Origin of the sequence: Marinifilum fragile (assembly GCF_963677365.1) — a bacterium.
GTDB lineage: Bacteria > Bacteroidota > Bacteroidia > Bacteroidales > Marinifilaceae > Marinifilum > Marinifilum fragile.
In genome coordinates this window covers 2,052,585-2,074,481 of the sequence record NZ_OY781962.1, presented here as the reverse complement: position 1 = coordinate 2,074,481, position 21,897 = coordinate 2,052,585, and the positions used below count along the sequence as shown (strand labels likewise).

The 21,897-nt window shown below is 36.1% G+C and carries 19 protein-coding genes; 13 read left to right on the top strand and 6 right to left on the bottom strand.

The features are described 5' to 3' along the window. Positions 1–4 precede the first annotated feature (4 nt). The 5 genes from lysA to ACKPCA_RS08215 all read right to left on the bottom strand — a co-directional run bounded on the left by lysA (position 5) and on the right by ACKPCA_RS08215 (position 4,574). Entirely contained in the window at positions 5–1,159 is a 1,155-nt protein-coding gene (gene lysA, locus ACKPCA_RS08235; RefSeq protein WP_321282386.1) for a diaminopimelate decarboxylase, read from the bottom strand. A 28-nt stretch (positions 1,160–1,187) separates the two neighbouring features. Beyond that, the gene (locus ACKPCA_RS08230) at positions 1,188–2,498 is read right to left on the bottom strand and encodes an aspartate kinase (protein WP_321282384.1); all 1,311 of its coding nucleotides are present in this window, start codon (positions 2,496–2,498) and stop codon (positions 1,188–1,190) included. 340 nt (positions 2,499–2,838) lie between these two features. After that, positions 2,839–3,183: a phenylpyruvate tautomerase MIF-related protein gene (locus ACKPCA_RS08225; RefSeq protein WP_321282383.1), complete on the bottom strand. Its 345-nt coding sequence runs from the start codon at positions 3,181–3,183 to the stop codon at positions 2,839–2,841. 127 nt (positions 3,184–3,310) lie between these two features. Then, positions 3,311–3,664: an arsenate reductase family protein gene (locus ACKPCA_RS08220; protein WP_321282382.1), complete on the bottom strand. Its 354-nt coding sequence runs from the start codon at positions 3,662–3,664 to the stop codon at positions 3,311–3,313. 1 nt (position 3,665) lies between these two features. Continuing rightward, a complete protein-coding gene (locus ACKPCA_RS08215) occupies positions 3,666–4,574 on the bottom strand; it encodes a LysR family transcriptional regulator (RefSeq protein ID WP_321282381.1) in 909 nt (302 codons plus the stop codon). Between the two features lie 93 nt (positions 4,575–4,667). On the opposite strand from ACKPCA_RS08215, the gene ACKPCA_RS08210 reads away from it, so the two are divergent. From ACKPCA_RS08210 to ACKPCA_RS08165, 10 genes are all read left to right on the top strand, one after another. After that, a complete protein-coding gene (locus ACKPCA_RS08210) occupies positions 4,668–5,342 on the top strand; it encodes a type 1 glutamine amidotransferase domain-containing protein (RefSeq protein WP_321282380.1) in 675 nt (224 codons plus the stop codon). A gap of 27 nt (positions 5,343–5,369) precedes the next feature. Further along, complete coding sequence (locus tag ACKPCA_RS08205; protein ID WP_321282379.1) at positions 5,370–6,524, top strand: iron-containing alcohol dehydrogenase; 1,155 nt, start codon at positions 5,370–5,372, stop codon at positions 6,522–6,524. A gap of 138 nt (positions 6,525–6,662) precedes the next feature. Further along, positions 6,663–7,025: an ArsR/SmtB family transcription factor gene (locus ACKPCA_RS08200; RefSeq protein ID WP_321282378.1), complete on the top strand. Its 363-nt coding sequence runs from the start codon at positions 6,663–6,665 to the stop codon at positions 7,023–7,025. A 27-nt stretch (positions 7,026–7,052) separates the two neighbouring features. Next, positions 7,053–7,493, top strand: a complete 441-nt coding sequence (locus tag ACKPCA_RS08195; RefSeq protein WP_321282376.1) for an arsenate reductase ArsC — start codon at positions 7,053–7,055, stop codon at positions 7,491–7,493. 159 nt (positions 7,494–7,652) lie between these two features. Then, entirely contained in the window at positions 7,653–8,735 is a 1,083-nt protein-coding gene (arsB, locus tag ACKPCA_RS08190; protein WP_321282374.1) for an ACR3 family arsenite efflux transporter, read from the top strand. A gap of 492 nt (positions 8,736–9,227) precedes the next feature. Further along, complete coding sequence (locus ACKPCA_RS08185; protein WP_321282372.1) at positions 9,228–10,757, top strand: sensor histidine kinase; 1,530 nt, start codon at positions 9,228–9,230, stop codon at positions 10,755–10,757. Between the two features lie 29 nt (positions 10,758–10,786). Next, positions 10,787–11,476 carry a response regulator transcription factor gene (locus tag ACKPCA_RS08180; RefSeq protein ID WP_321282371.1) on the top strand — a complete coding sequence of 230 codons (690 nt, stop codon included), beginning with the start codon at positions 10,787–10,789 and terminating at the stop codon, positions 11,474–11,476. A gap of 462 nt (positions 11,477–11,938) precedes the next feature. Further along, positions 11,939–12,304, top strand: a complete 366-nt coding sequence (locus tag ACKPCA_RS08175; protein WP_321282370.1) for a hypothetical protein — start codon at positions 11,939–11,941, stop codon at positions 12,302–12,304. A 38-nt stretch (positions 12,305–12,342) separates the two neighbouring features. Continuing rightward, positions 12,343–13,398, top strand: a complete 1,056-nt coding sequence (locus ACKPCA_RS08170; protein WP_321282369.1) for a beta galactosidase jelly roll domain-containing protein — start codon at positions 12,343–12,345, stop codon at positions 13,396–13,398. A 60-nt stretch (positions 13,399–13,458) separates the two neighbouring features. Next, a complete protein-coding gene (locus tag ACKPCA_RS08165) occupies positions 13,459–14,487 on the top strand; it encodes a beta galactosidase jelly roll domain-containing protein (protein WP_321282367.1) in 1,029 nt (342 codons plus the stop codon). A 1,827-nt stretch (positions 14,488–16,314) separates the two neighbouring features. On the opposite strand, the gene ACKPCA_RS08160 is transcribed toward ACKPCA_RS08165, so the two are convergent. Further along, positions 16,315–17,523 (bottom strand): IS256 family transposase, encoded by a 1,209-nt coding sequence (locus ACKPCA_RS08160; protein WP_321282366.1) that lies wholly within the window; start codon positions 17,521–17,523, stop codon positions 16,315–16,317. 752 nt (positions 17,524–18,275) lie between these two features. Here ACKPCA_RS08160 and ACKPCA_RS08155 point away from each other — a divergent pair. From ACKPCA_RS08155 to ACKPCA_RS08145, 3 genes are all read left to right on the top strand, one after another. After that, positions 18,276–18,899, top strand: coding sequence for a hypothetical protein (locus ACKPCA_RS08155; RefSeq protein WP_321282365.1), 624 nt, complete (start codon positions 18,276–18,278; stop codon positions 18,897–18,899). A gap of 436 nt (positions 18,900–19,335) precedes the next feature. Then, on the top strand, positions 19,336–20,877 hold the full coding sequence (locus ACKPCA_RS08150) for a protein kinase domain-containing protein (RefSeq protein WP_321282364.1): 1,542 nt from the start codon (positions 19,336–19,338) through the stop codon (positions 20,875–20,877). A 42-nt stretch (positions 20,878–20,919) separates the two neighbouring features. After that, positions 20,920–21,747 carry a hypothetical protein gene (locus ACKPCA_RS08145; protein ID WP_321282363.1) on the top strand — a complete coding sequence of 276 codons (828 nt, stop codon included), beginning with the start codon at positions 20,920–20,922 and terminating at the stop codon, positions 21,745–21,747. The last annotated feature ends 150 nt before the right edge of the window (positions 21,748–21,897 follow it).

Below are 21,897 nucleotides of genomic sequence, written 5' to 3'. Positions count from 1 at the left end.
CACACTACAATTCGTTGGAGAAAACAGAATCTGCTATATCTCTAAGATTGTATCTGGAAGCCATTGCTTCGCCATATGCTCCTGCTGTTCGAAGAGCAATAATATCGTTTCGTTGTGTTAAAGGTAAACTAACTGCTTTGCCAAAGCAATCAGATGACTCGCAGATAGGACCAACCACATCATAAATTTCTTCTTCTCCATTCGAGCTGATGTTTTCTATTTTATGATAGGCCTGATAAAGAGCAGGACGCAACAGTTCTGTCATTCCAGCGTCGAGTATGGCAAACTTTGTGTTTACTCCATTTTTCACATACAAAACCTTGGAAATTAAGCTGCCACACTGAGCAACAACTGATCTTCCCAATTCGAAATGTAATTCCTGGTTGGGTTTAAGATTTAAAAACTCATTGAAGATTCCGAAAAAAGTAACAAAATCAGGAATTGGATTTTCGTCAGGACATTTGTAATCTACTCCAAATCCGCCTCCAACATTAATATGATTCACCAATATCTGACGTTCCTTAAACCATTCCTGAATCTCATTAATTCTAAGACAAAGACCTTTAAAAACACTTAAATCTGTAATTTGAGATCCAATATGAAAATGCAAACCAATTAATTCAATATTCTTTGCTTGGCTTAATGTTTCCAGAACCGATTCGAATTCCCAACGGTTAATTCCAAATTTGTTCTCTTCAATTCCGGTGGTGATGTAATGATGTGTATTGGCGTTAACATTTGGATTGATTCGAATTGCTATTCGAGCAGTTTTGTTTGATTGCTCTGCCAATTCATTGATTAATTCGATTTCCGGAATCGATTCACAATTGAAACAGAAAATACCAGCCTCAAGTGCCGTTAGAATCTCTCTATCTGATTTTCCTACACCCGCATAAACAATCTTATCTGCCGTATAACCAGTTTCCAGCGATCTTGTGATTTCATTTCCACTCACACAATCAGCCCCAAATCCATATGACTGAATTAACTTCATGATTTTAGGATTTGCATTGGCTTTAACTGCATAATGAATATGATATCCGTATTTAGAAGCTTCAGAATTAATAAGTTTTAAGGTACTTTCCAATAACTCCATATCGTAATAATAGAAAGGAGTGGGAATATTTTTGAATAGTTCTATTCTTGTACTGTTGAACATGATTCAATTAAATTTTGAATGTAAAAACCTAAAATAAATTGCTGCTTAATGCTTGTAATGCTGACACTTTATCTTCTTGATTTACAAGAACAGAAATGTTGTGCTTACTACCTCCATAAGAAATCATTCTGAGAGGGATATTTTCCAAGGCCTCCAGAACTTTTTTCGCACTTCCCGTCGATTCAGAAATAAAATCACCAACAATACAAATGATGGATTGGTTTTCATCGATTTCAACATTTCCGAATTTTACCAATTCTGATTCGATTTCTTTAAGTTTACTATTATCATCAATGGTTAAGGAAATTGCAACCTCTGAGGTTGTAATCATATCGATAGGTGTTTTATAGATTTCAAATATTTCAAACACCTTTCTTAGGAATCCATAAGCCAAAAGCATTCTGCCCGATTTGATTTTTAGTGCAGTAATTCCATCTTTTGCAGCTATAGCTTTAATTCCTTTCCCCGTTTCATCATCAGTAATTAATGTACCTTCGTCAGCAGGACTCAGTGTATTTTTTAGTCTTACCGGTACACTTTTTAGCTTGCAAGGCATAATGCTCGATGGGTGCATGATTTTTGCACCGAAATAAGCCAATTCCGCTGCTTCATCAAACGACAGCTGTTTTAAGGCAGAGGTGTTTTCAACATATCGTGGATCATTATTGTGGAAACCATCAATATCTGTCCATATTTGAACTTCATCAACTTGCAAAACAGAACCGATTAATGAGGCCGTATAATCACTGCCACCTCTTTTTAAATTATCGACTTCTCCGTATGCATTTCTGCAAATAAAGCCTTGAGTAATAAATAAGTTGTGTTCAGATTCATCTGCAAGAATTCGTTCTAAATTTTCTTGGATGTAGAAATAATCTGGCTCACCATCTTTATCAATTCTCATAAAATTTAAAGCAGGTAAAAATGCAGAATCAACACCAATTTCCGATAAATAATAATGGAACATGGCAGTAGAAATTAATTCACCTTGCGCCAAAATTGCTTTTTCCTGCAATGCAGTAAAACTTCTGTTTACAAAGTTTTTGATGTAATTAAAGTGCGAAGTAATTAACTCGTTTCCTTTGCTTCTGAAATCTTCTGTGGTAAATAATTCTTCAATTCGTTTTCGATACTGTTCCTCTAAGTCGTTGATTTTCTCACTCGCTTTTTTCATGTCCTTACGATAAAGGAGTTCAGTGATTTCAACCAGGGCATTTGTGGTTCCTGCCATAGCTGATAAAACGATGATAACTGGTTCGTCACATTGAACCAATTGAGCCAAATTCTGAATCCTTTCAGGAGATCCGACTGAAGTACCGCCAAACTTTAAAACTTTCATTGGTTAATAGTTTAATTTGTTATCCCAACTGAATGGGAGTTTATTTGTTTCGCTTCTATTTATATTTTTTAATTGAATTGACAAGTTTAAAAAAAGCCTGCAGAATTTCTGCAGGCTTCTATATTTTTAAGCTTTACATTATTCTACAACATTACACAAACAACAACTGTTTATTGCGTTTATTCTGCTTCTTGTATTTAAATGTAAATCTCATTTGTGCTGTCAATTTTTTATTTCGGATGTAAAGGTGTATAAAAATTTTATAAAAACAATAAAAATTTATCGAATTGTTAAAAAATTAACTGAGAATTTATTTTTACACGAATTAAATATTGAAATCTTAAAACAAAATACCATTCCATCCCCAAAAACCTCTGGGTACATCCATGAATTCAATGTAAACACGATCTTTTGGAATTTTAAGCTGTTCCTCAACCAGATTGGCAAATTTACCAGATAAATCTTTTGTTTTTGTATCTGGTAAACCAATGCTTTTTAACTGTAGAAATACAACGGGATCCTCTAAACCACCTAATGTCATTTCGATTTTAGGTTCGAAAGCTGTCATTACATATTTTTCAGGTTTTCCCAGTTCAAAGGAGATCAATGTGGAGCATTCTTTTAAAAAACTTTGTTGTTTCTTGTTAGAGAAACTCTCGTTGGTTTGAACTTTTAAATATGGCATAAGTAAAAGTTTTTAAGGTTACTGATAGAAAGAAAAAAGATGCATTTTGCATCCTATTTAATGATTATGCACCCCATAAGTTATTATTAAATCAGAAAAATACAAAATGCATTCTTTTACTATTTTTCTATTTGCCCAATGCTTTTTTTGCATTCTCAACTGTTTTTTTTGCATTGCCGACAAATATTGCTCCATCAATCAAAAGTACAGGGCGTTTTAAAAAAGTGTACTCTGATAAGATATAATCTCTATAATCATCTTCACTCAAAACCTTTTCTTTTAAGCCAAGTTCCTTATACTTTATGGCTCGTCTGCTGAACAAACTTTCATACGATCCACTCAGATTTTTCATTTCCTCTAGTTGATCTGCTGATATTTTTTGTGTTTTAATATCCTGTAATTCAAAATCTGAATCAATATCCAATTCTTTTATAATTCTTTGACAAGTTGTACAACTGCTTAAATGATAAATTTTCTTCATATTAATTTGATTTACATGTATTTCTATTGATAATGATTTCTATAATTTCTTCTACTTGTTTTAGGTTTTTGCTTTGTGTATTTATGGCAAAATACTTATTGTAGTATGTAGTTTGAACACCTTGCCAAACCTCAATGATTTCTTTTTCTTCCAGTAATTCTTGGCACAAACTTGAAGGCAATATGCAAATGCCCTTGTTCAATTGAATTGCTTGAAGCATCCCACTTAAATTTGGAATTACATAACGAGGTTTAAAATAAGGTTTTTTCTTAAAGTTTTGCATCCAAAAGGATTTAATGGTTTCCATTTTATAAGTGTAAGAATACCAATTTTGTTGACTTAGCCATTTTTCGGCTTCATCTATTTTTTTCTCGTAAATAAACCTGTTAAAAGGGATGGTATCCAAATGCTTATTGCTAACCAAGAGTAATGCCTCTTGGCAAAAATGTTTGTATTCAATATTCTGATAGTTGTGATGCAGTGTGGTAATGGTCAAATCCAATTTTTTCGCAAACAATTTGGCTTGAAGATCTTCATATTCTCCAAAGGTAAACTCCACATTCATTTCCAGATCGTCTAGAATATTGGCAAAAGCATGGTTAAACATTTCTATTGACATACCAACCTTGGCGGTAGGACGATTAATTAATGTTTTGCGTTTGAAATTCTCTTCTGTTTTCTCCAATTGTAATATGGCTTCTTCGACTTGGTTATAAAGTTGCATTCCATGCGGAGTTGGTAGCATTTTTCTAGGTTTTCGCTCGAAAAGCTTAACCCCCATATATGTTTCCAAGGCGGTGAGTTGTTGACTTACACCTGGTTGAGTGATGAGTAAAATTTCTGCAGCTCCGGTTAATGTTCCCTGTTCATATATTGCCTTAAATGTCCTGTACCACTCTAGGTTTACCATCTTTCTATAAATTAATTTATACAAATGTATAAAAAGAATAAGTTTATTAATATAAAATGAGAGCATATCTTTGCAGTGAAATAAATTAGAAATATGGCCAAAGTTTTATTTGCATTAACAAGTCATTTTAAGGATGAAAATGGATGGGAGTCGGGATGTTATGTGCTGGAGGTAGCTGTTCCATATTTCCATTTGATAAAAAATGGAATTGAAATTGATTTTGTATCTCCAAAAGGAGGTGAAGTTCCCGTGAAGCAATTGGATCTTGATGATTCGAAAGTAAAATCGTTTTTCAAAGATAAAGATGCCAAGCATAAATTCTTGAACACCTATCAGCCTAAGGATGTTCACGCAAAAAATTACGATGCAATTTATTTTCCTGGAGGACATGGGGCTGTATTCGACATTCCTTTTGATGAAGATATCGCAAAAATAGCTGCTGAAATTTATGAAAATGACGGAATAGTTTGTGCAGTCTGTCATGGGGGAGCTGGATTGTTAAATGTAAAACTTAGCAATGGAAGTTATTTGGTAAAAGGTAAACAACTTACTGCATTTAGCAATCAGGAAGAAGAGGCCATTGGAACCGATGATAAAGTACCTTACTTGTTGGAAAAGGCATTAACCGAAAAAGGTGCGATTTATTCTTGTAAAGCAAATTGGCAGGAATATGTGGTGATCGATGGAAGGTTAATCACCGGGCAAAATCCAGCTTCTGATTTATTAATGGCAAAAGAACTTGTAAAGGCATTGAAAAAGAAAATATAGAAATAGTAAATAATTAAACGTAATAAGATGGAAAATTTTGATTTTTTTAATCCAGTAAAAATTCTGTTTGGAAAAGGTAAAATTGCAGAACTTGGAAATCATATTCCTAAAGATGCAAAAATTCTAATGACCTATGGTGGTGGTAGTATCAAGAAGAATGGTGTTTACGACCAGGTTATGGAAGCTTTGAAAGATTATAACATCACAGAATTTGGTGGAATTGAGCCAAACCCACATTTCGAAACCTTAATGAAAGCGGTTGAAATTGTAAGAAGTGAAGGTATTAATTTTCTTTTGCCTGTCGGAGGTGGTTCTGTTCTTGACGGAACAAAATTTATTGCAGCAGCAGCTTACTATGAAGGAGAAGATGAGTGGGATATTTTGGCGAAAAGAGCTGAAATTACAAAAGCTGTTGATTTAGGAGCTGTTTTAACTTTGGCAGCTACAGGATCTGAAATGAATAGTGGTGGTGTTATTACCAAGGCTGCAACAAAAGAGAAGTTGGCTTTTGGAAATCCATTATTATTCCCAAAATTCTCAGTTCTTGATCCGGAAACAACCTATTCATTGCCAATGCGCCAGATCACAAATGGTATTGTTGATGCTTATGTGCATGTAATGGAGCAATACTTAACATACCCAGTGAATTCTCCGGTTCAGGATCGATTTGCAGAAGGATTATTGTTGACATTAATAGAAGAAGGACCGAAAGCAATGGCTAGCGAAACTCCTGACTATGAAAACAGAGCCAACTTAATGTGGGCAGCTACAATGGCCTTAAATGGATTGATTGGAATGGGTGTTAAAAGCGACTGGGCAACTCATATGATTGGTCATGAATTGACGGCTTTCCATGGTATTGATCATGGGGTAACTTTGGCAATTGTTCTTCCTGGACTATTGACCAAATTGAAAGAGCAACGTGGCGAGAAATTATTGCAGTATGCTGAACGAGTTTGGAATATCACAGAAGGTAGTGATGACGAAAGAAAAACATTGGCAATTCAGAAAACCGAAGAATTTTTCCAAAGTGTTGGTATTGCAACCCGTTTAGGAGAGCACAATGTGGGACAAGACAGCATCGATACCATTTCTCAAAGATTCCTTGAGCGTGGCTATGTTGGAATGTTACCTGATGTTGCAGCAGCAGATGTTGCAGAAATATTAGAGTCTAGATTGTAATCAATCAAGATAATTCACAAGAAAGGTCCTTCTTATTGCGAGAAGGGCCTTTCTTTTTGATGGTGGTTTTATACTGGAACCAATATTAACAAATTGTAAACTTTTAAAAATCTGTTTACAGTTTCAAATTAATGACGTATGTTTGCGACATTAGAAATAGGAAATGGAGAACTTATGAAGAAATTAGAGTTATTTGAAGAAAATCAGCAGGAAATTGCCTCCCTGGCAAAGGTGCTGTCGCATCCTGCAAGAATTGCAATACTGCAGTTTTTGGCTTCGACTCCAACCTGTATTTCGGGCGATATCTCTGATTATTTGCCTTTAAGCAGAACAACGGTTTCGCAGCATTTAAAAGAGTTAAAATCCATGGGATTAATTCAAGGGGATGTTGAAGGTTTAAAAATTAAATATTGCTTGAACAAAGAAGGGATAGAGAAATTGAAAAGCGTATTTGGAGTTTTGTTTGAAGAAATCACTCCATTAGAAAATAAAATTTGTTAATACTCACTCGGCTATTTTGCTGAAAAATTGAATAAAAGAAAGATGAAAGTATTGGTGTTGTGTACAGGAAACTCATGTAGAAGTCAAATGGGTGAAGCAATCTTAAGAGATATCAATCCAGATTTGGAAGTTGTATCGGCAGGAACAAAAATTGCAGATCAAGTACATCCTTTGGCGATTAAAGCGATGGCTGAAATTGGAATAGATATCAGTTCTCATCGTCCAAAAATGGTAGATGAATTCCTGGATGAGGGGGTTGATTTCCTGATATCTGTTTGTGGTGGTGCAAAAGATGCTTGTCCTGCATTCATTGGACCTGTAGGAACTCGTCTTCATATTGGTTTTGATGATCCAGCTTATGCCGAAGGAACAGAAGAAGAAATTTTCGATGTATTCCGTCGTGTTCGTGACGAGATCAGAAGAGATTTCGCAAAATTCAATGAAGAATACATTTTAAAGAAAGCATAAAACAATGGGGATTGAATAATTGGTTATTAATAATTATTCAATCCCGAAAGCTTTAAACTTTTTATTTACAAGCTTAAGTTTCAATATTGGAGGGAAGTGTAAAACAGGAATTTCCAGAGGGCAAAATCAGGTTTAGCTTTTCCTTTATACTTAAATATTATGGGATCATTAAATAAAAAATTGTCCTTTTTGGATAGATACCTAACCTTGTGGATTTTTGCTGCAATGGCAATAGGTGTGGGAGCAGGTTATTTTTTTCCTGCCATGGCTGGATTTTGGAATAAACTATCGGTGGGAACAACAAATGTTCCGATTGCCATTGGATTGGTAATCATGATGTATCCTCCATTGGCAAAGGTGAAATATGAAGAGTTAAAGGATGTGTTCAAAAACCGCAGGATACTAATCCTATCCTTGGTGCAGAACTGGTTATTAGGTCCAACTTTAATGTTTGCTTTGGCAATTGTTTTCTTGCAAGATTACCCTGAATACATGACCGGTTTAATTTTGATTGGCTTGGCAAGATGTATTGCCATGGTAATTGTGTGGAACGATTTGGCCAAAGGAGATCCGGAATATGCTGCAGGATTGGTTGCTTTTAACAGCATATTCCAGGTATTGTTTTTCTCGGTATATGCTTATGTGTTTATTACGGTATTGCCTGAGTATTTTGGTCTTCAAGGTTCGGTAGTGGATGTAACCATGGGTGATATTGCCGAGAGTGTGTTAATTTACCTTGGAATTCCATTCTTTGCAGGAATGCTAACTCGTTACTTCGGAATTAAGGCAAAAGGAAAAGACTGGTATCAGAAGAAATTCATTCCAAAAATTAGTCCGCTTACTTTGTTTGCATTGCTATTTACGATATTTGTAATGTTTTCCTTGAAAGGAGAATACATTGTACAATTGCCATTAGATGTGGTACGTATTGCCATTCCTTTGGTCATCTACTTTGTGGTAATGTTCTTGATCTCATTTTTTATGGGACACAAATTTAAGGCAGGATATTCGAAAACAGCAAGTTTGTCGTTTACTGCAGCCAGTAACAATTTTGAATTGGCCATTGCAGTAGCTATTGCGGTGTTTGGTATCAATTCAGGGGTAGCTTTTGCAGCGGTAATCGGACCATTGGTAGAAGTTCCAGTATTAATCGCATTGGTAAATGTAGCTTTACGATTCAAAAATAAATATTTTGGAGGCAAGGTGGACGTTGTTAAATGCGCAACGAATTCTGACAATTAAGCAAGACAATATTTTTAATCCAAATTGGGTTAATAAATTAAAGCCATGATTCATTTTGAGTCATGGCTTGTTTTTTCATAAAGTCTGGAAAAGTCGTCAAATTCTTTACTTAGCTCAAGCCGCATGACTTTTACTTTCTCCATTGATGAGAAAGTAAACAAAGAATCTAGGGCGTGTAAGCTCAAACTCCTTCTACTTGAAAACTTTAAGTGCGGCGGGGTGATCTTCGAACAAGTTCTCAGCTTCCCCGTCTTTCTAAAAGTTTTCTGTGCATCAGTAGCTTGACCTTCCAATGCCCACAAAGAAAACTCGAATAAGGTAGAGGTCAATAATAAGTTACCTAACTAACTATAAGTAATTTTAAGGGCTTACCACTAAATATTATACAGAGCGGATTGATTGATTAGGAGTAGGTTTTATGGGTGCAGAAAAGCTTCATCTATTTTATCGTCATCATTAATGCTTATATTTGGGTAAACAAAAGCTTTGCGAATGATAAAACCCGGATTGAAAATCGGTATTGTTTTAACCTTGATATTGGTTCTGCCATCATTGTTCTTTTCTGCCTACGAAATCAGTAATTTAAGTAAGAACGAAGCGGTAATTGATTCCATTTACACAGGGCAATTGGAGTCCATTTTATTTTCCTTAAACCAATATTCTGATGATGTGCTGAGTGGGTGGGCCAACCGTTTGGAGCGTGAAACTGAAGATGTGAATACTTTATTATCGAAAAATTATTCAATAGATGCGATAGGAATCAAAGATATTAATGATTTTAACTTATACGCAAAAGAGAAAATCCCAGAAGATAGTTTGGCAAATTTACATTCAACCCTTGAACTTGATTTTGCTGCGAACCTGAATAAGATTGAACTTTTACAGCGATATGTAAAAAGTGGCTATCGAAAAATTGAAGCTTTACCCAATTCATTGCCAGGCAAAAGTTTGTTTGCATTTGCATTGCAAAAGGATACTTTATTTGTGAAAACAGTGCTGCTACTGGTGGATACAGATAAGTTTATTAGTGAAAATATGGGGCCGAAGATTCAGGCAGTGGCTCAGGAACGTTTCTACATTTCTGTTTTCAAGAATGAATCAGAAGAAGTATATGCCAACCAGATTCAGTCCGGTGAAGATAAAAATATCACTCAGAAGAAAGATATTTGGTTGTTTCCTGCTTACCAGTTGGGCATTCAGATGCGAGGAAATACCATTGAAGATTTGGTTCGGGAAAGAACTCGCACCAATATCATTCTTTTGATTGTGATGGATATCATCTTGTTGCTGGGAGCCTGGTTTGTATACAAGAATGTAAGGAAACAGATTCGCTTGAATCAATTGAAAACCGATTTTATTTCCAATGTTTCTCATGAGATCAGAACTCCTTTGGCTTTGATTAACATGTATTCTGAAACGCTTGAAATGGGACGTATTCCGACTGAAGAGAAGAAGATGGAGTACTATAGGGTAATCAATACCGAAGCCAACCGTTTGTCGAGAATGGTGAATAAGATCTTAAATTTTAGTAGAATTGAACGAGGGAAAAGAGAATATCACTTTACCAATACGAATTTGAATGCCGAAATTGAGAACATCATGGCCAATTACCAACAACATTTCGATCAGAACGGTTTTGAGATTGAGCTACAATTGGCAGATCAGATACCTGATATCAAGCTGGACAAGGAGGCAGTTGCCGAAGCCATTATCAATTTAATTGACAATGGAATGAAGTACAGTGCAGATGTGAAAAAAATAGAGGTGAGTATCTGTTTGGATGGCGATTTTGTTCGTGTGGATGTGAAGGATTATGGCATTGGAATTGAGAAGAAAGATCAGCCATTGGTATTCGATAAATTTTACAGGGTAACAACCGGCAATTTGGCACACAAGGCTAAGGGGTCTGGTATTGGCTTAAGCATTGTAAAACACATTATGGAAGCACATCATGGCAAAGTTGAACTGGCAAGTGATTTTGGAAAAGGATCCTGCTTTAGTTTGTTGTTTCCGGTAAAATAATAGTTGAATAATTTCAAATCATATAGATAATGTATCCCATTTTAATAGTAGAAGACGAACCCAGCATGTTAATGGGTTTAAAGGACAATTTAGAATTTGAATCGTACGAGGTGGATACGGCTGAAGATGGCGAAATTGGCTTGAATAAAATTATGGAGAACCATTACAGCCTGGTATTGCTGGATGTAATGCTTCCTAAAATTTCAGGATTCGACATCTGTAAAAAAGCAAGAGCCAAAGGCATTCAAACGCCAATTATCCTGCTTACGGCAAAGGGAGAAGAGATTGATAAGGTATTGGGTTTGGAACTTGGCGCCGATGATTACATTACCAAACCATTTGGTTTGAGAGAGTTGTTGGCCAGAATCCGTGCGGTTTTACGCCGTACTCAGGATGTATCGGCGAGTAAAGAGATTGAAAAAATACAGCTTGGACGATTGAGTGTTGATTTTAAATCCTTCGAAGGCTTTGTTGAGGGAGAAGAGGTAAAAATGTCGCATAAGGAAGTGGAAATACTTCATTACCTGTGGAATCACAAGAATAAAACAGTTAGCAGAGATGATTTGTTGGATGAAGTTTGGGGAACCGAATATCAGCCTACCTCAAGAACCATTGACAATTTTATCTTGAAACTGAGACAAAAAATAGAAGATGATCCAAATCATGCCAAAATCATATTAACCGTGCATGGCGTAGGATATCGCTTAGTGTGCAATTAACAATGATTAATTAGTAATTTTATTTTATCATTTTTGAAATGAGTTTTTCCCTTTAAGGGAACCGTAGCGAAGCTCGTTAACGCATTAAAATAAAAGTTGTTTGTGAACCAAATCCCGAAAGGGAAAAGGGTGAATTAAAAAAAGTATGAAAAATGCACCCTTCTGGCTGTCGCCATCTCCCCTAAAAGGGGAGAAATTGAAATTTAGAGTATTTGATAAAAAATAGGCACATATAGTAAGTATTTAATTGTTAGTAGAATAAGTGTTAATTGATCATTGTTAATTGTACATTGTTTATTGTCTGTGACAACTTATGACAATTGCTGATTTTGCTGTGACACAAATGATGTAAAGTCGCCCTAATTTTACATTAGAAATTTAAGATTAGAAAAGAACGGAAGGCGCGCGATTCTGTTCCTCTAAAAATTTCTAACCGAAATGTAAAAACTAAAAAATAGGGTCATGAAAAGCTTAAAAATTACAATGATTGTTTTGGCATGTTTGCTAAGTGTGAATTTGGGAATGGCAAGTTCGCCTGAAACAAAAAATATAGAAAAAGAAAAAAGCGCAGTTTTAAAGAAAATACAGAAAGTTGCTAGTCAAATTAGTTTTACCAACTATGTAAGAAGTGGCGAATCGGAATTGATCGTATTGAGATGTACGGTAAATGAAAATAATGAAGTGGTGGTAAGCAAGGTGATTGGTTTTGATGAAGAGCTAAAGGCTGCAGTAAGAAAAAAAGTGGAAAGCAAGAAGATCAAAACTAGTGCAGCACTAAGCGGTGAAGAATTGGCATTGCGCTTAAAGTTTGCAATCCACAAAAAATAATAAAAGGAAAAGTGAATAGCAATATAAAAATATTGAGTTTGAATAAGATTCTTCTACTTGCCATTGTCATAGCATTCTCAGCGGGTAATGCACATGCCAAAGAATTGAAATCCTTGGTAAACCTGAAAGGATACTGGAAATTTACAATCGGGGATGATTCGGAGTGGGCCAGCCCCGATTACAACGATTCCAAATGGACAAAGGTGTTTGTGCCGGAATCGTGGGAACAGAATGGATTTCAGAATTACAATGGATATGCATGGTATCGAAAAAGTTTTACCATTGTGGCCCCCAAGTCGGCACAGTATGTATATTTGAACATGGGCTATATTGATGATGCCGACGAAGTGTATGTAAATGGAAAATTGGTAGGCGCATCCGGGCAAATGGGTCCTGCATCTCAAACGGCTGCCGCTATTCCAAGGATGTATCCTATCCCCAAGGACATTTTAAATAATGGAGGCTCGAACCTGATTGCAGTTCGGGTTTTCGACGATTACAATGATGGCGGCATAACAGGAGGCGATGTTAATATTTCTTTCGATTCCGATCAGTTTAAAATGAATGTAGACCTTTCGGGATATTGGGATTTTGAAAGCAGTAGGCAGGTAGATAAAAGCAATCGAAAAGTGATTACCTACCGCGAAGGAAAGATTTTTGTTCCCGGTTTTTGGGAAGCCAGGGGATACAATCAGCTTGACGGAAGAGCGATTTATACCAAAACTTTTACTTATCCTGCCAATTTAAACAGCAAAGATCAGGTCTTGTTTGCCGGGGTAATTGATGATGTGGACGAAGTATATTTGAATGGTGAAAAAATCGGGTCGTCCAGTCAGTTGAGAAGAAAGAACAGAAGGTATTCATACGTCTCTGATAATTACATACTCAGAGCTTACGATATTCCCGATCATTTATTGAACAGAGGAGGGGAGAATACCATAGAAATTATGGTGAGAGATCATACAGGACCAGGTGGAATTTATGATGGACCGATTGGAATTACGGATCGTGAAACGGCAAGTCCTATCATTAATAATTCAGTGAAAGACAATCGAAATTCATTCCAAAAGTTTCTGGATTACTGGTTCGATTGATAAAATAAAATACAAATGACACAAATTTCAAATTGCTGTGTCAATAAAGTTATCTGAATAATGATTCAAAATTCAAACATATCATATCAGCTAAGCAAGCTCAGCTTGATTCTGTTTCTTTTAGTGAGTTCTGTAAGCATCAGCTCTGCCCAGGATTTAAAAAAGGTAATGGATTTAAGCCATCGCTGGAAATTTTCCATTGGCGATAAGCAGGAGTGGGCCAATCCCGAATTTAACGATTCAGACTGGGAGTGGATCGATGTTCCATCGGCCTGGGAAAATCAAGGTTTTCATGGTTACGATGGTTTTGCATGGTATCGAACTACTTTTAGTGCCAGACAATTGCCCGACAAACAAGCTTTGTACTTGCAGTTGGGATACATTGATGATGTGCATGAGGTGTTTGTCAATGGGGTAAGAATCGGATTGTCAGGTAAATTTCCACCTCAATTCTCAACGGCATACAATGTTTTCAGAAGTTACAAACTGCCTCCGGATTTGTTACAAGAAAACAATACCATTGCGGTGCGTGTGTACGACGCTGGAGGAGAAGGTGGGATTGTTCATGGAAATATTGGCATCATGATGGATGTTGATGCAGTTCCATTAGATGTTGATTTGAGCGGAAGCTGGAAGTTTAAAATCGGCCAGTATGCACATGAAAACATTGACCAATTGGAAACTTGGGACAACATTATTGTTCCGGGAAACTGGGAAGATCAGGGCTATAAAAACTACGATGGCTATGCCTGTTATGCCTTGGAATTTAAGCTGGAAGAGAAGTTTGTAAATGACAGAATGGTACTGATTCTGGGAAAGATTGACGATATCGACCAGGTGTTTGTGAACGGCGTTTTGGTGGGCCAATCGGGTGAATTCAAACCGCAAACCGTTAACGAACGATCCAATTCGTGGCAACAATTAAGGGGATACTACCTGCCTCAAAACCTACTAAGTACCAGCCAAAAAAATACCATTGTAGTGCGTGTTTACGATGGATTGCAAGGCGGAGGAATCTACTCAGGTTCCATTGGTTTAATTTCTCAGGATCACTACATCCAATATTGGAACAAGAGAAGGAATAAATAATGTTGGTGTAAATATGTCTGGCATCTTGAAGATGCTTGACATGTAAGGCAATGATCAAAGCGTTAAATTTGAATCAATCCCCACGCTCACCCTTCACTTCCCTAAAGGGAACCGCGCTCAGGATAAGCCTCTTTAGAGCCTGTCCCGACTATCCGGAAGAAAGATAGAATGAGGTGTTTGTTATTCATCCCAAATCACCTCACCTTAATCCTCTGCTTGAGGATAAAAACAGCCCGTCTGGCTTGAAGACAAAGAAAACATTTCATTTTCGTCGCAGTAAACCATTCACTCCAATCAACAAAACCAGTTGCGACGAGTTATTGTAGAACCCAGTAACCCAAGGCGGCAGTCGCTTCGCTCCCTTCCCCTGGGCTAGTATGATCTTTGCCCTTCAGGCAAAATTTAGGAACAAACGAAGAATTAAATGATGTTGGTGTGAATATGTCTAGCATCTCGAAGATGCTTGACATGTAAAGGAGCGCATGCTTAAAATCGATTAACCCAGGGCGGCAGTCGTTTCCACACTTTTAACACTGAGCCATATGATCTTTGCCCTTCAGGCAAAATTTAGGAACAAACGAAGAATTAAATGATGTTGGTGTGAATATGTCTAGCATCTCGAAGATGCTTGACATGCAAAGGAGCGCATGCTCAAAATCGATTAACCCAAGGCGGCATTCGCTTCGCACCCTTCCCCTGGCTAGTATGATATTTGCCCTTCAGGCAAAATTTTGGAACAAACGAAGAATTAAATGATGTTGGTGTGAATATGTCTAACATCTCTAAGATGCTTGACATGTAAAGGAGCGCATGCTCAAAATCGATCAACCCAGGGCGGCAGTCGTTTCCACACCTTTCCCCTGGGCTAGTATGATATTTGCCCTTCAGGCAAAATTTTGAAACAAACGAAGAATTAAATGATGCTGGTGTGAATATGTCTAGCATCTCGAAGATGCTTGACATGTAAAGGAGCGCATGCTCAAAATCGATTAACCCAGGGCGGCAGTCGTTTCCACACCTTTAACCCTGAGCCATATGACTTTTGCTCTTCAGGCAAAATTTAGGAATAAGAGAAGGAATAAATGATGTTGGTGTGAATATGTCTAGCATCTCGAAGATGCTTGACATGTAAAGGAGCGCATGCTCAAAATCGATTAACCCAGGGCGGCAGTCGTTTCCACACCTTTCCCCTGGGCTATATGATATAAGCCCTTCAGGCAAAATTTAGGAACAAACGAAGAATTAAATGATGTTGGTGTGAATATTTCTAGCATCTCGAAGATGCATGACATGTAAAGGAGCGCATGCTCAAAATCGATCAACCCAGGGCGGCAATCGTTTCCACACCTTTAACCCTGAGCCATATGATCTTTGCCCTTCAGGCAAATGATAAAGAAAAGAATCTCAAAATGTTGGGACTAAAATGCCTGGTGCAAAATGTACTTAAAAACAAATAATCATAATACTTATGTGAAATCAAGTGATTTTCAAGATTTTTGATCTTGATTTAGCCCTCAAAATAAAAGCCTCCTTTTACTTTTTGTAATTGTTGAATAAAAGACCCAGATATCTCCATCTCGCTCAATACCAGTTACAGTGTGCTTTGACGTGATATTCAAGAATTGCAAGATGAGCTTATTCTTCGATTTTAATTAACAATAACTCGCGTGAGAGCTCGTCAAACGCGCGTTTGAGCATCTCTCCCGCGTGGTGGAGCATGATTTTCGCGCGAAAAAAGGGTCTATTCAATAAACTGTGTCACCTCTAAATTTTTCTTTTCTCAAGATCCTCTACCCATCTACAGGATTTTGGGAAAAGAAAAATTGTTCATTTCATCTCAATTCTTTCTTCATAAAGAATAGCCAATTGAGAATATGCAGCCTTCCAATTTCTGATTGGCATGCTCCATTTTTCTGTCACTTTCTTATTGATTAAATAGAGCAGCTTCAATAAGGCCTGATCATTTGAAAACACTCTTTTACTTTTTGTGATTTTTCTTAGCTGACTGTGATAACTCTCGATAATATTTGTTGTGTACATGATCTTTCTTAAATCCATCGGGTATTGGAAAAATGTACTTAATCCTATCCAGTTTGATTTCCATGAACGAATGATTGCAGGATATTTCTTCCCCCATTTTAAAGCCAGTTTATCCAAATTCTTTTCGGCCTCACCTATATTTAATGCTTGATAAACGGTTCTTAAATCTCCTAAAAATTCAGTCTTGTCATAGCGAACAAGATATTTAAATGCATTTCGTATTTGATGGATTACACAAAGTTGTACATCGGTTTTTGGAAAAATAGATTCAATAGCATCTTTGAATCCACTTAAATTATCTATACAGGCAATAAGAATATCCTTAACGCCCCGATTTTGCAGATCACTAAGTACTTGCAACCAAAATTTTGCTCCTTCTTTTTCTCCAATATACATGCCTAAAACCTCCTTCACTCCACTATGATTGACACCTAAAACATGATAGACTGCTTTGTTAACAATCCTTCCTTCCTGGCGTACTTTGTAGTGTATAGCATCCAACCAAACAATTGGGTAAATGGCATCTAAAGGGCGATTTTGCCATTGATAAACTTCAGGAATGATACGATCAGTTATGGCCGTCAAACTTGATGGAGATAAAGTGATCCCATACAATTCTTCAAGATGATCACATATGGCTTCATAACTCATTCCTTTGGCATATAAGGAAATGATTTTGTGATCAATTCCGTCGCCAAGAGTTAATTGTCGCTTCTTCACCAGTTCAGGTTCAAAACTACCATTACGATCTCTGGGAGGTGTTAGCTCAATTGTTCCAAAACCTGTTTTTACCTTTTTCTTGCCTCTGCCATTGCGACGATTGGGTTTTTTGGATTCTTTTAAGTGAGCATCCAACTCCCCATTTAAACTGGCATTTAACAAGCGCTGAAGTAAAGGGGCCAAAACATCATTTTTACCTTCCAGTTTTTTTCCTGATTTGAGACCTTCTAAAGCTTCCTTCTCAAATTCTTTGTAATTGAAATCTTTTCCATCCATACTGTCAAGTTATTAATTGTTTCTTAAACTTTTACTTGACACACTTTAATGAACAGACTCCGAAAAAAGTGCTCAACACAGCGAAATTTATCCATAAACGCACGAATATGATCAATTTTTTTGCGAATGAGGAGCTCCACCGCGCGAATGAGCATAATAAACGGGCGAAAAATGAGCGTAATCGCGAGAATTTTCTGAGCTTCCGAAAAGTAAACAATAAATAATTTGTTGAGATTTTACCGCTATGATCGAAAAAAATAAAGAGAGCAAGCCGAAAAAGCCTCATTTTTTTACCGAATGTGTGTTTGTCTTTAACAAAAGTTCAAGAATACCAATGAATTAAGGATAAATAGAATGTTTGTAATGATTTGTGCGATAATAAAAAAATATGTTTTAAATGCGAAAGAGGCCATTTTCGCGATGATGCAAAAATTACAATTGCCTAGTATTTACATTATGGAAGAGTGGTGAAATAAAATTAAATTTCTTAAAATTGAATAAACAGTCAGTAGATCAGCATTATAAAATTGAACAAAATGATGTAGGTTAAAAATATTCTATTTTACATGGGTTTTTAAGTTAGAGGTGTTAACTTAGATATTGTCTTTTAATATGTACAAATTGAAGTGTAATTAAATAGAGTTTAATGTTAATATTTAATTTGATTTTTAGCTCTTTGTTTTGACTTTATAGATGTCATATTAAAAGGGAAGTAATAAGGAATCAAATATGTTTAAATAAAATTTACAATTATGGTTTTAATAAAAAAACGTTATGACTTTATTAAAGGGAATGTAAAAGAGTTTAGACAAGCTTGTTTAAACTATATTGCGAAAATTCAGATTCATGGCCCAATACTGGGAATGACTGAGGAGGAGATTGCAGCAGAAATTGCACGCATTAACAAACTATTGGCTTTGATGGATGCCAGGGATCAGCTTGAAGTGCAATTGAAGGCTGCAGTGAAGGAAGTAAATGTTGAGAAAGATGATTTCGTGAAATACATTCGTACACGTAGAGATAAAGTTCGTGAAAATCCAGCTTGTACCGAAGCCATGTGGATTGATTTGGGTTTTAATACTACCTATGCAAACGAGGATTCAAGCAATTTGGTTCCTGAACTTAAGGCAAGTGTTGAAGCCGAATACCCTGTGTTAAAATGTCAAAAGCAATCTACCGATGGTTGGAAAGTATATTCACGTATTAACGGAAGCGGACAGTTTCAACTGCTTGGGGTATCAACCACAGGGAAGTATATTGATGCACGACCAAAGGCAGATCCCGAAAAAAGCGAAAGCCGCGAGTATTACCTCTTTTTTATGCTGAAAGACGAGGTGGTTGGTCAAAAATCCAATATTGTGGAATTGGTGCTGTAGCCCTTTGATGCATCCCTGCAAAGAAAGAGGGTGTCCAAAAAGTTCAATAGTATTGTCATTCTGAGTCAGCGAAGAATCTGTCCCTTTCATTAACAGGTGTTTCACTTCATTCAACATGACATTGTATTCGATTGAACTTACTTTTTGGACACCCTCTTTGTTTCGTTGTCCCCACAAACACCAGCACAGGAATAAAGGATGTGTATTTCCCTTAAAATTTATTAATGTAAAATGTTCCGATTGAAGATAATTGTTTATAAATTTAACGGGGTAATTAGTATGAGGTGCACAATACATACCATATGGGTCAGTATTGTGCACCTTTAAGATAAAATATAAGAAAAATATGTGCACCAGTGCATATTTTTGAAGTTGTGTACCATTTTCGCATTCCATTGCAGAGATGGCTATTTCACGATTAAAAGAATAATTTAAAATGAAAAAAAGACTATTTAAGCGAGGACAAAAATTCGGTAAGTGGACTCTTGAAATTTTTTTAGGTGGAGGCGGAAATGGTGAAGTTTGGAAATGTAAAGACGATAGTGGAAATATTGGAGCAATAAAACTATTAAAGACCGTAAAACCCAAGTCATACGCTAGGTTTGTTGATGAAACAACAGTAATTAAGAAAAATTCGGATATAAATGGAATAATTCCAATAATTGATGATTTTTTACCAACAAAATTAAATGGAGAAATTCCTTTTTATGTTATGCCAGTTGCAGCAAGTGCGGAAAAAGCACTTATTGGAAAGAGTATAGAAGAAAAAATAGACGCAATAATTGAAATATGCCAAACACTTAAAGATTTACACAAAAGAGGGATTTCTCATAGAGACATTAAACCTCCTAATTTTCTTGTGTATCAATCTCGTTTTTCAATTGCAGATTTTGGATTAGTTGATTACCCAGAAAAAAAAGACATTTCATTTAATAATGAAGAGATTGGTGCAAAATGGACAATGGCGCCAGAAATGAGAAGAGAATCATCAAGTGCATGTGGTCTGAAAGCAGATATTTATTCAATTGCCAAAACAATATGGATAATATTAACTGAAAACACAAAAGGTTTTGATGGTCAATATTCAACGGAGTCTGTTTTAGAGCTAAGGAGGTTCTATCCAAATAAATATACTACACCTATTGATTCACTATTAGCAGCCTGTACAGATAATGACCCAAATTCAAGACCTGATATAGAAAATGTAATATTGACTCTCGAAGATTGGAAAGTATTGAATGAAGATTTTCATGAGAGAAATCAAGAGCAATGGTTTGAAATTCAAAGAAAGCTATTCCCTACCGCATTTCCCCAAAGAGTGATTTGGGAAGATTTAAATGACATTGTTAATGTTCTTAAAGTATTATGCACATATGATAGTTTAAATCACATGTTTTACCCAGGTGGTGGCGGAATGGATTTGGAGGATGCTAGATTAGCAAATGAAAAAGGTTGCATAGAATTGGATTTTCAGGTAATTGAAATCGTAAAGCCCAAGAGGTTAATGTTTGAATCATTCGGTTTTGACCCCCAATGGAATTATTTCCGTTTAGAATTAGATGAGCTTGAACCAACCGGAATATATGAAACAGAAGAAGGAGAAGAACCATATGAAATAAAATATGATCACGAATCAGTTACTGAACTTTATCCTGGTCAGTATGGTAAATATGACATGGCTGAATATCGCAGCGAGTATATAGAAATGGGATATGATATACCTGAAAATGCAAGACAAGTTTCAAGATGGTTTAGAGGTAGTTTTGTAATTTTTAATAAACGCTCAATATACAATCTTACTCCGGACACATACGATGGGAGACATAATAAGGTGAATTCGGAGCAATTCAGGAAACATATTCAGAACACTGTTGATATGTTCAAAGAGCAGGATGCAAAAAAATCAATGCATGAAAAAATAATGGAACGAATAAATTCAAAAAGAAGAAAACAAACGGTACACAACAGCGGGTCATAGCGCATGCCGCGGTTCGGCTCGGCTGGATACAGATAAGAGAATTTGAACGATAAAACCATAAACAACAAACCTGCGGAAAAGGCGGCACGACGCCATACCCGCGGAACGTTGGCAACAATAAAAAAAATGGAAAGCCTATATCATTATTCTTCAATAAATAAATTAGCATTAATTCTTGAATCGAAAAAAATCCGATTTAACCGATTGGATTATGTAAACGACCCACATGAAGGAGTTTCCTGCGATTTCGGCTCAATGGCTATTTATATGTTTGTTTCATGTTGGACAAAAAATAAAGAGGAAAATTTTGCTCTTTGGAATATGTATACTGATAAAATGCGAGGTGTACGAATAGAAATTCCATTACCAATATTTAATTCATATAAAATTGGGAAGGTAGAATCTAATTTTTTCGTTTCAGAAGACGATTATTTAGATGATAACAATGGATTGTTCATATTATCGGCAAAAAATTATCCTATTAGTATTGATTACACGGACGATGAAAGTAAATTATTTCCTGAAATCCGAACTAAAATAGGTCTAAAAACTTCTTCTTTAGGCATAACTAAAAGAAAAATTTGGCAGATAGAAGATGAAGTAAGGTATAAGATGGAAATATATCCTTTTGATCCTAAGGTACCAAAAAATAATTTTCCCGAGGCATATGAGAAATTTATAGAAAAACGAATTCCTCCAAAAATTGACTACTATGACGTTTCTTTAAACAATGATTCGTTTGAAAAAATGAAAATTATAATAGGCCCCAAAATGGAACCAGGGGACAAACAGATTATTGAATCTTTAGTAGCAAGATATAACCCCAAAGCTCAAATTATAGAAAGTAGCTTAAAAGGAAACATAAGATAATTACTATTGCCAATAGCGGGTCATAGCGCATGCCGCGGTAAGTCTCGGCTGGATACAAAAGTAAGAATTTGAACAACATTAATATAAACAACGAACCTGTCCCGATGTATCGGGAGCAAGACGCATGCTCTCGAAACGCAACAAGTGTAA

Coding starts and splice junctions, on each gene's coding strand:
- ACKPCA_RS08205 (WP_321282379.1), top strand. CDS start 5,370: ATGGAAAATTTTGATTTTTTTAATCCAGTAAAAATTCTGTTTGGAAAA.
- ACKPCA_RS08150 (WP_321282364.1), top strand. CDS start 19,336: ATGAAAAAAAGACTATTTAAGCGAGGACAAAAATTCGGTAAGTGGACT.
- ACKPCA_RS08165 (WP_321282367.1), top strand. CDS start 13,459: ATGATTCAAAATTCAAACATATCATATCAGCTAAGCAAGCTCAGCTTG.
- ACKPCA_RS08185 (WP_321282372.1), top strand. CDS start 9,228: ATGATAAAACCCGGATTGAAAATCGGTATTGTTTTAACCTTGATATTG.
- ACKPCA_RS08225 (WP_321282383.1), bottom strand. CDS start 3,183: ATGCCATATTTAAAAGTTCAAACCAACGAGAGTTTCTCTAACAAGAAA.
- ACKPCA_RS08180 (WP_321282371.1), top strand. CDS start 10,787: ATGTATCCCATTTTAATAGTAGAAGACGAACCCAGCATGTTAATGGGT.
- ACKPCA_RS08155 (WP_321282365.1), top strand. CDS start 18,276: ATGGTTTTAATAAAAAAACGTTATGACTTTATTAAAGGGAATGTAAAA.
- ACKPCA_RS08215 (WP_321282381.1), bottom strand. CDS start 4,574: ATGGTAAACCTAGAGTGGTACAGGACATTTAAGGCAATATATGAACAG.
- ACKPCA_RS08210 (WP_321282380.1), top strand. CDS start 4,668: ATGGCCAAAGTTTTATTTGCATTAACAAGTCATTTTAAGGATGAAAAT.
- ACKPCA_RS08200 (WP_321282378.1), top strand. CDS start 6,663: ATGTTTGCGACATTAGAAATAGGAAATGGAGAACTTATGAAGAAATTA.
- ACKPCA_RS08220 (WP_321282382.1), bottom strand. CDS start 3,664: ATGAAGAAAATTTATCATTTAAGCAGTTGTACAACTTGTCAAAGAATT.
- ACKPCA_RS08230 (WP_321282384.1), bottom strand. CDS start 2,498: ATGAAAGTTTTAAAGTTTGGCGGTACTTCAGTCGGATCTCCTGAAAGG.
- arsB (WP_321282374.1), top strand. CDS start 7,653: ATGGGATCATTAAATAAAAAATTGTCCTTTTTGGATAGATACCTAACC.
- ACKPCA_RS08160 (WP_321282366.1), bottom strand. CDS start 17,523: ATGGATGGAAAAGATTTCAATTACAAAGAATTTGAGAAGGAAGCTTTA.
- ACKPCA_RS08175 (WP_321282370.1), top strand. CDS start 11,939: ATGAAAAGCTTAAAAATTACAATGATTGTTTTGGCATGTTTGCTAAGT.
- lysA (WP_321282386.1), bottom strand. CDS start 1,159: ATGTTCAACAGTACAAGAATAGAACTATTCAAAAATATTCCCACTCCT.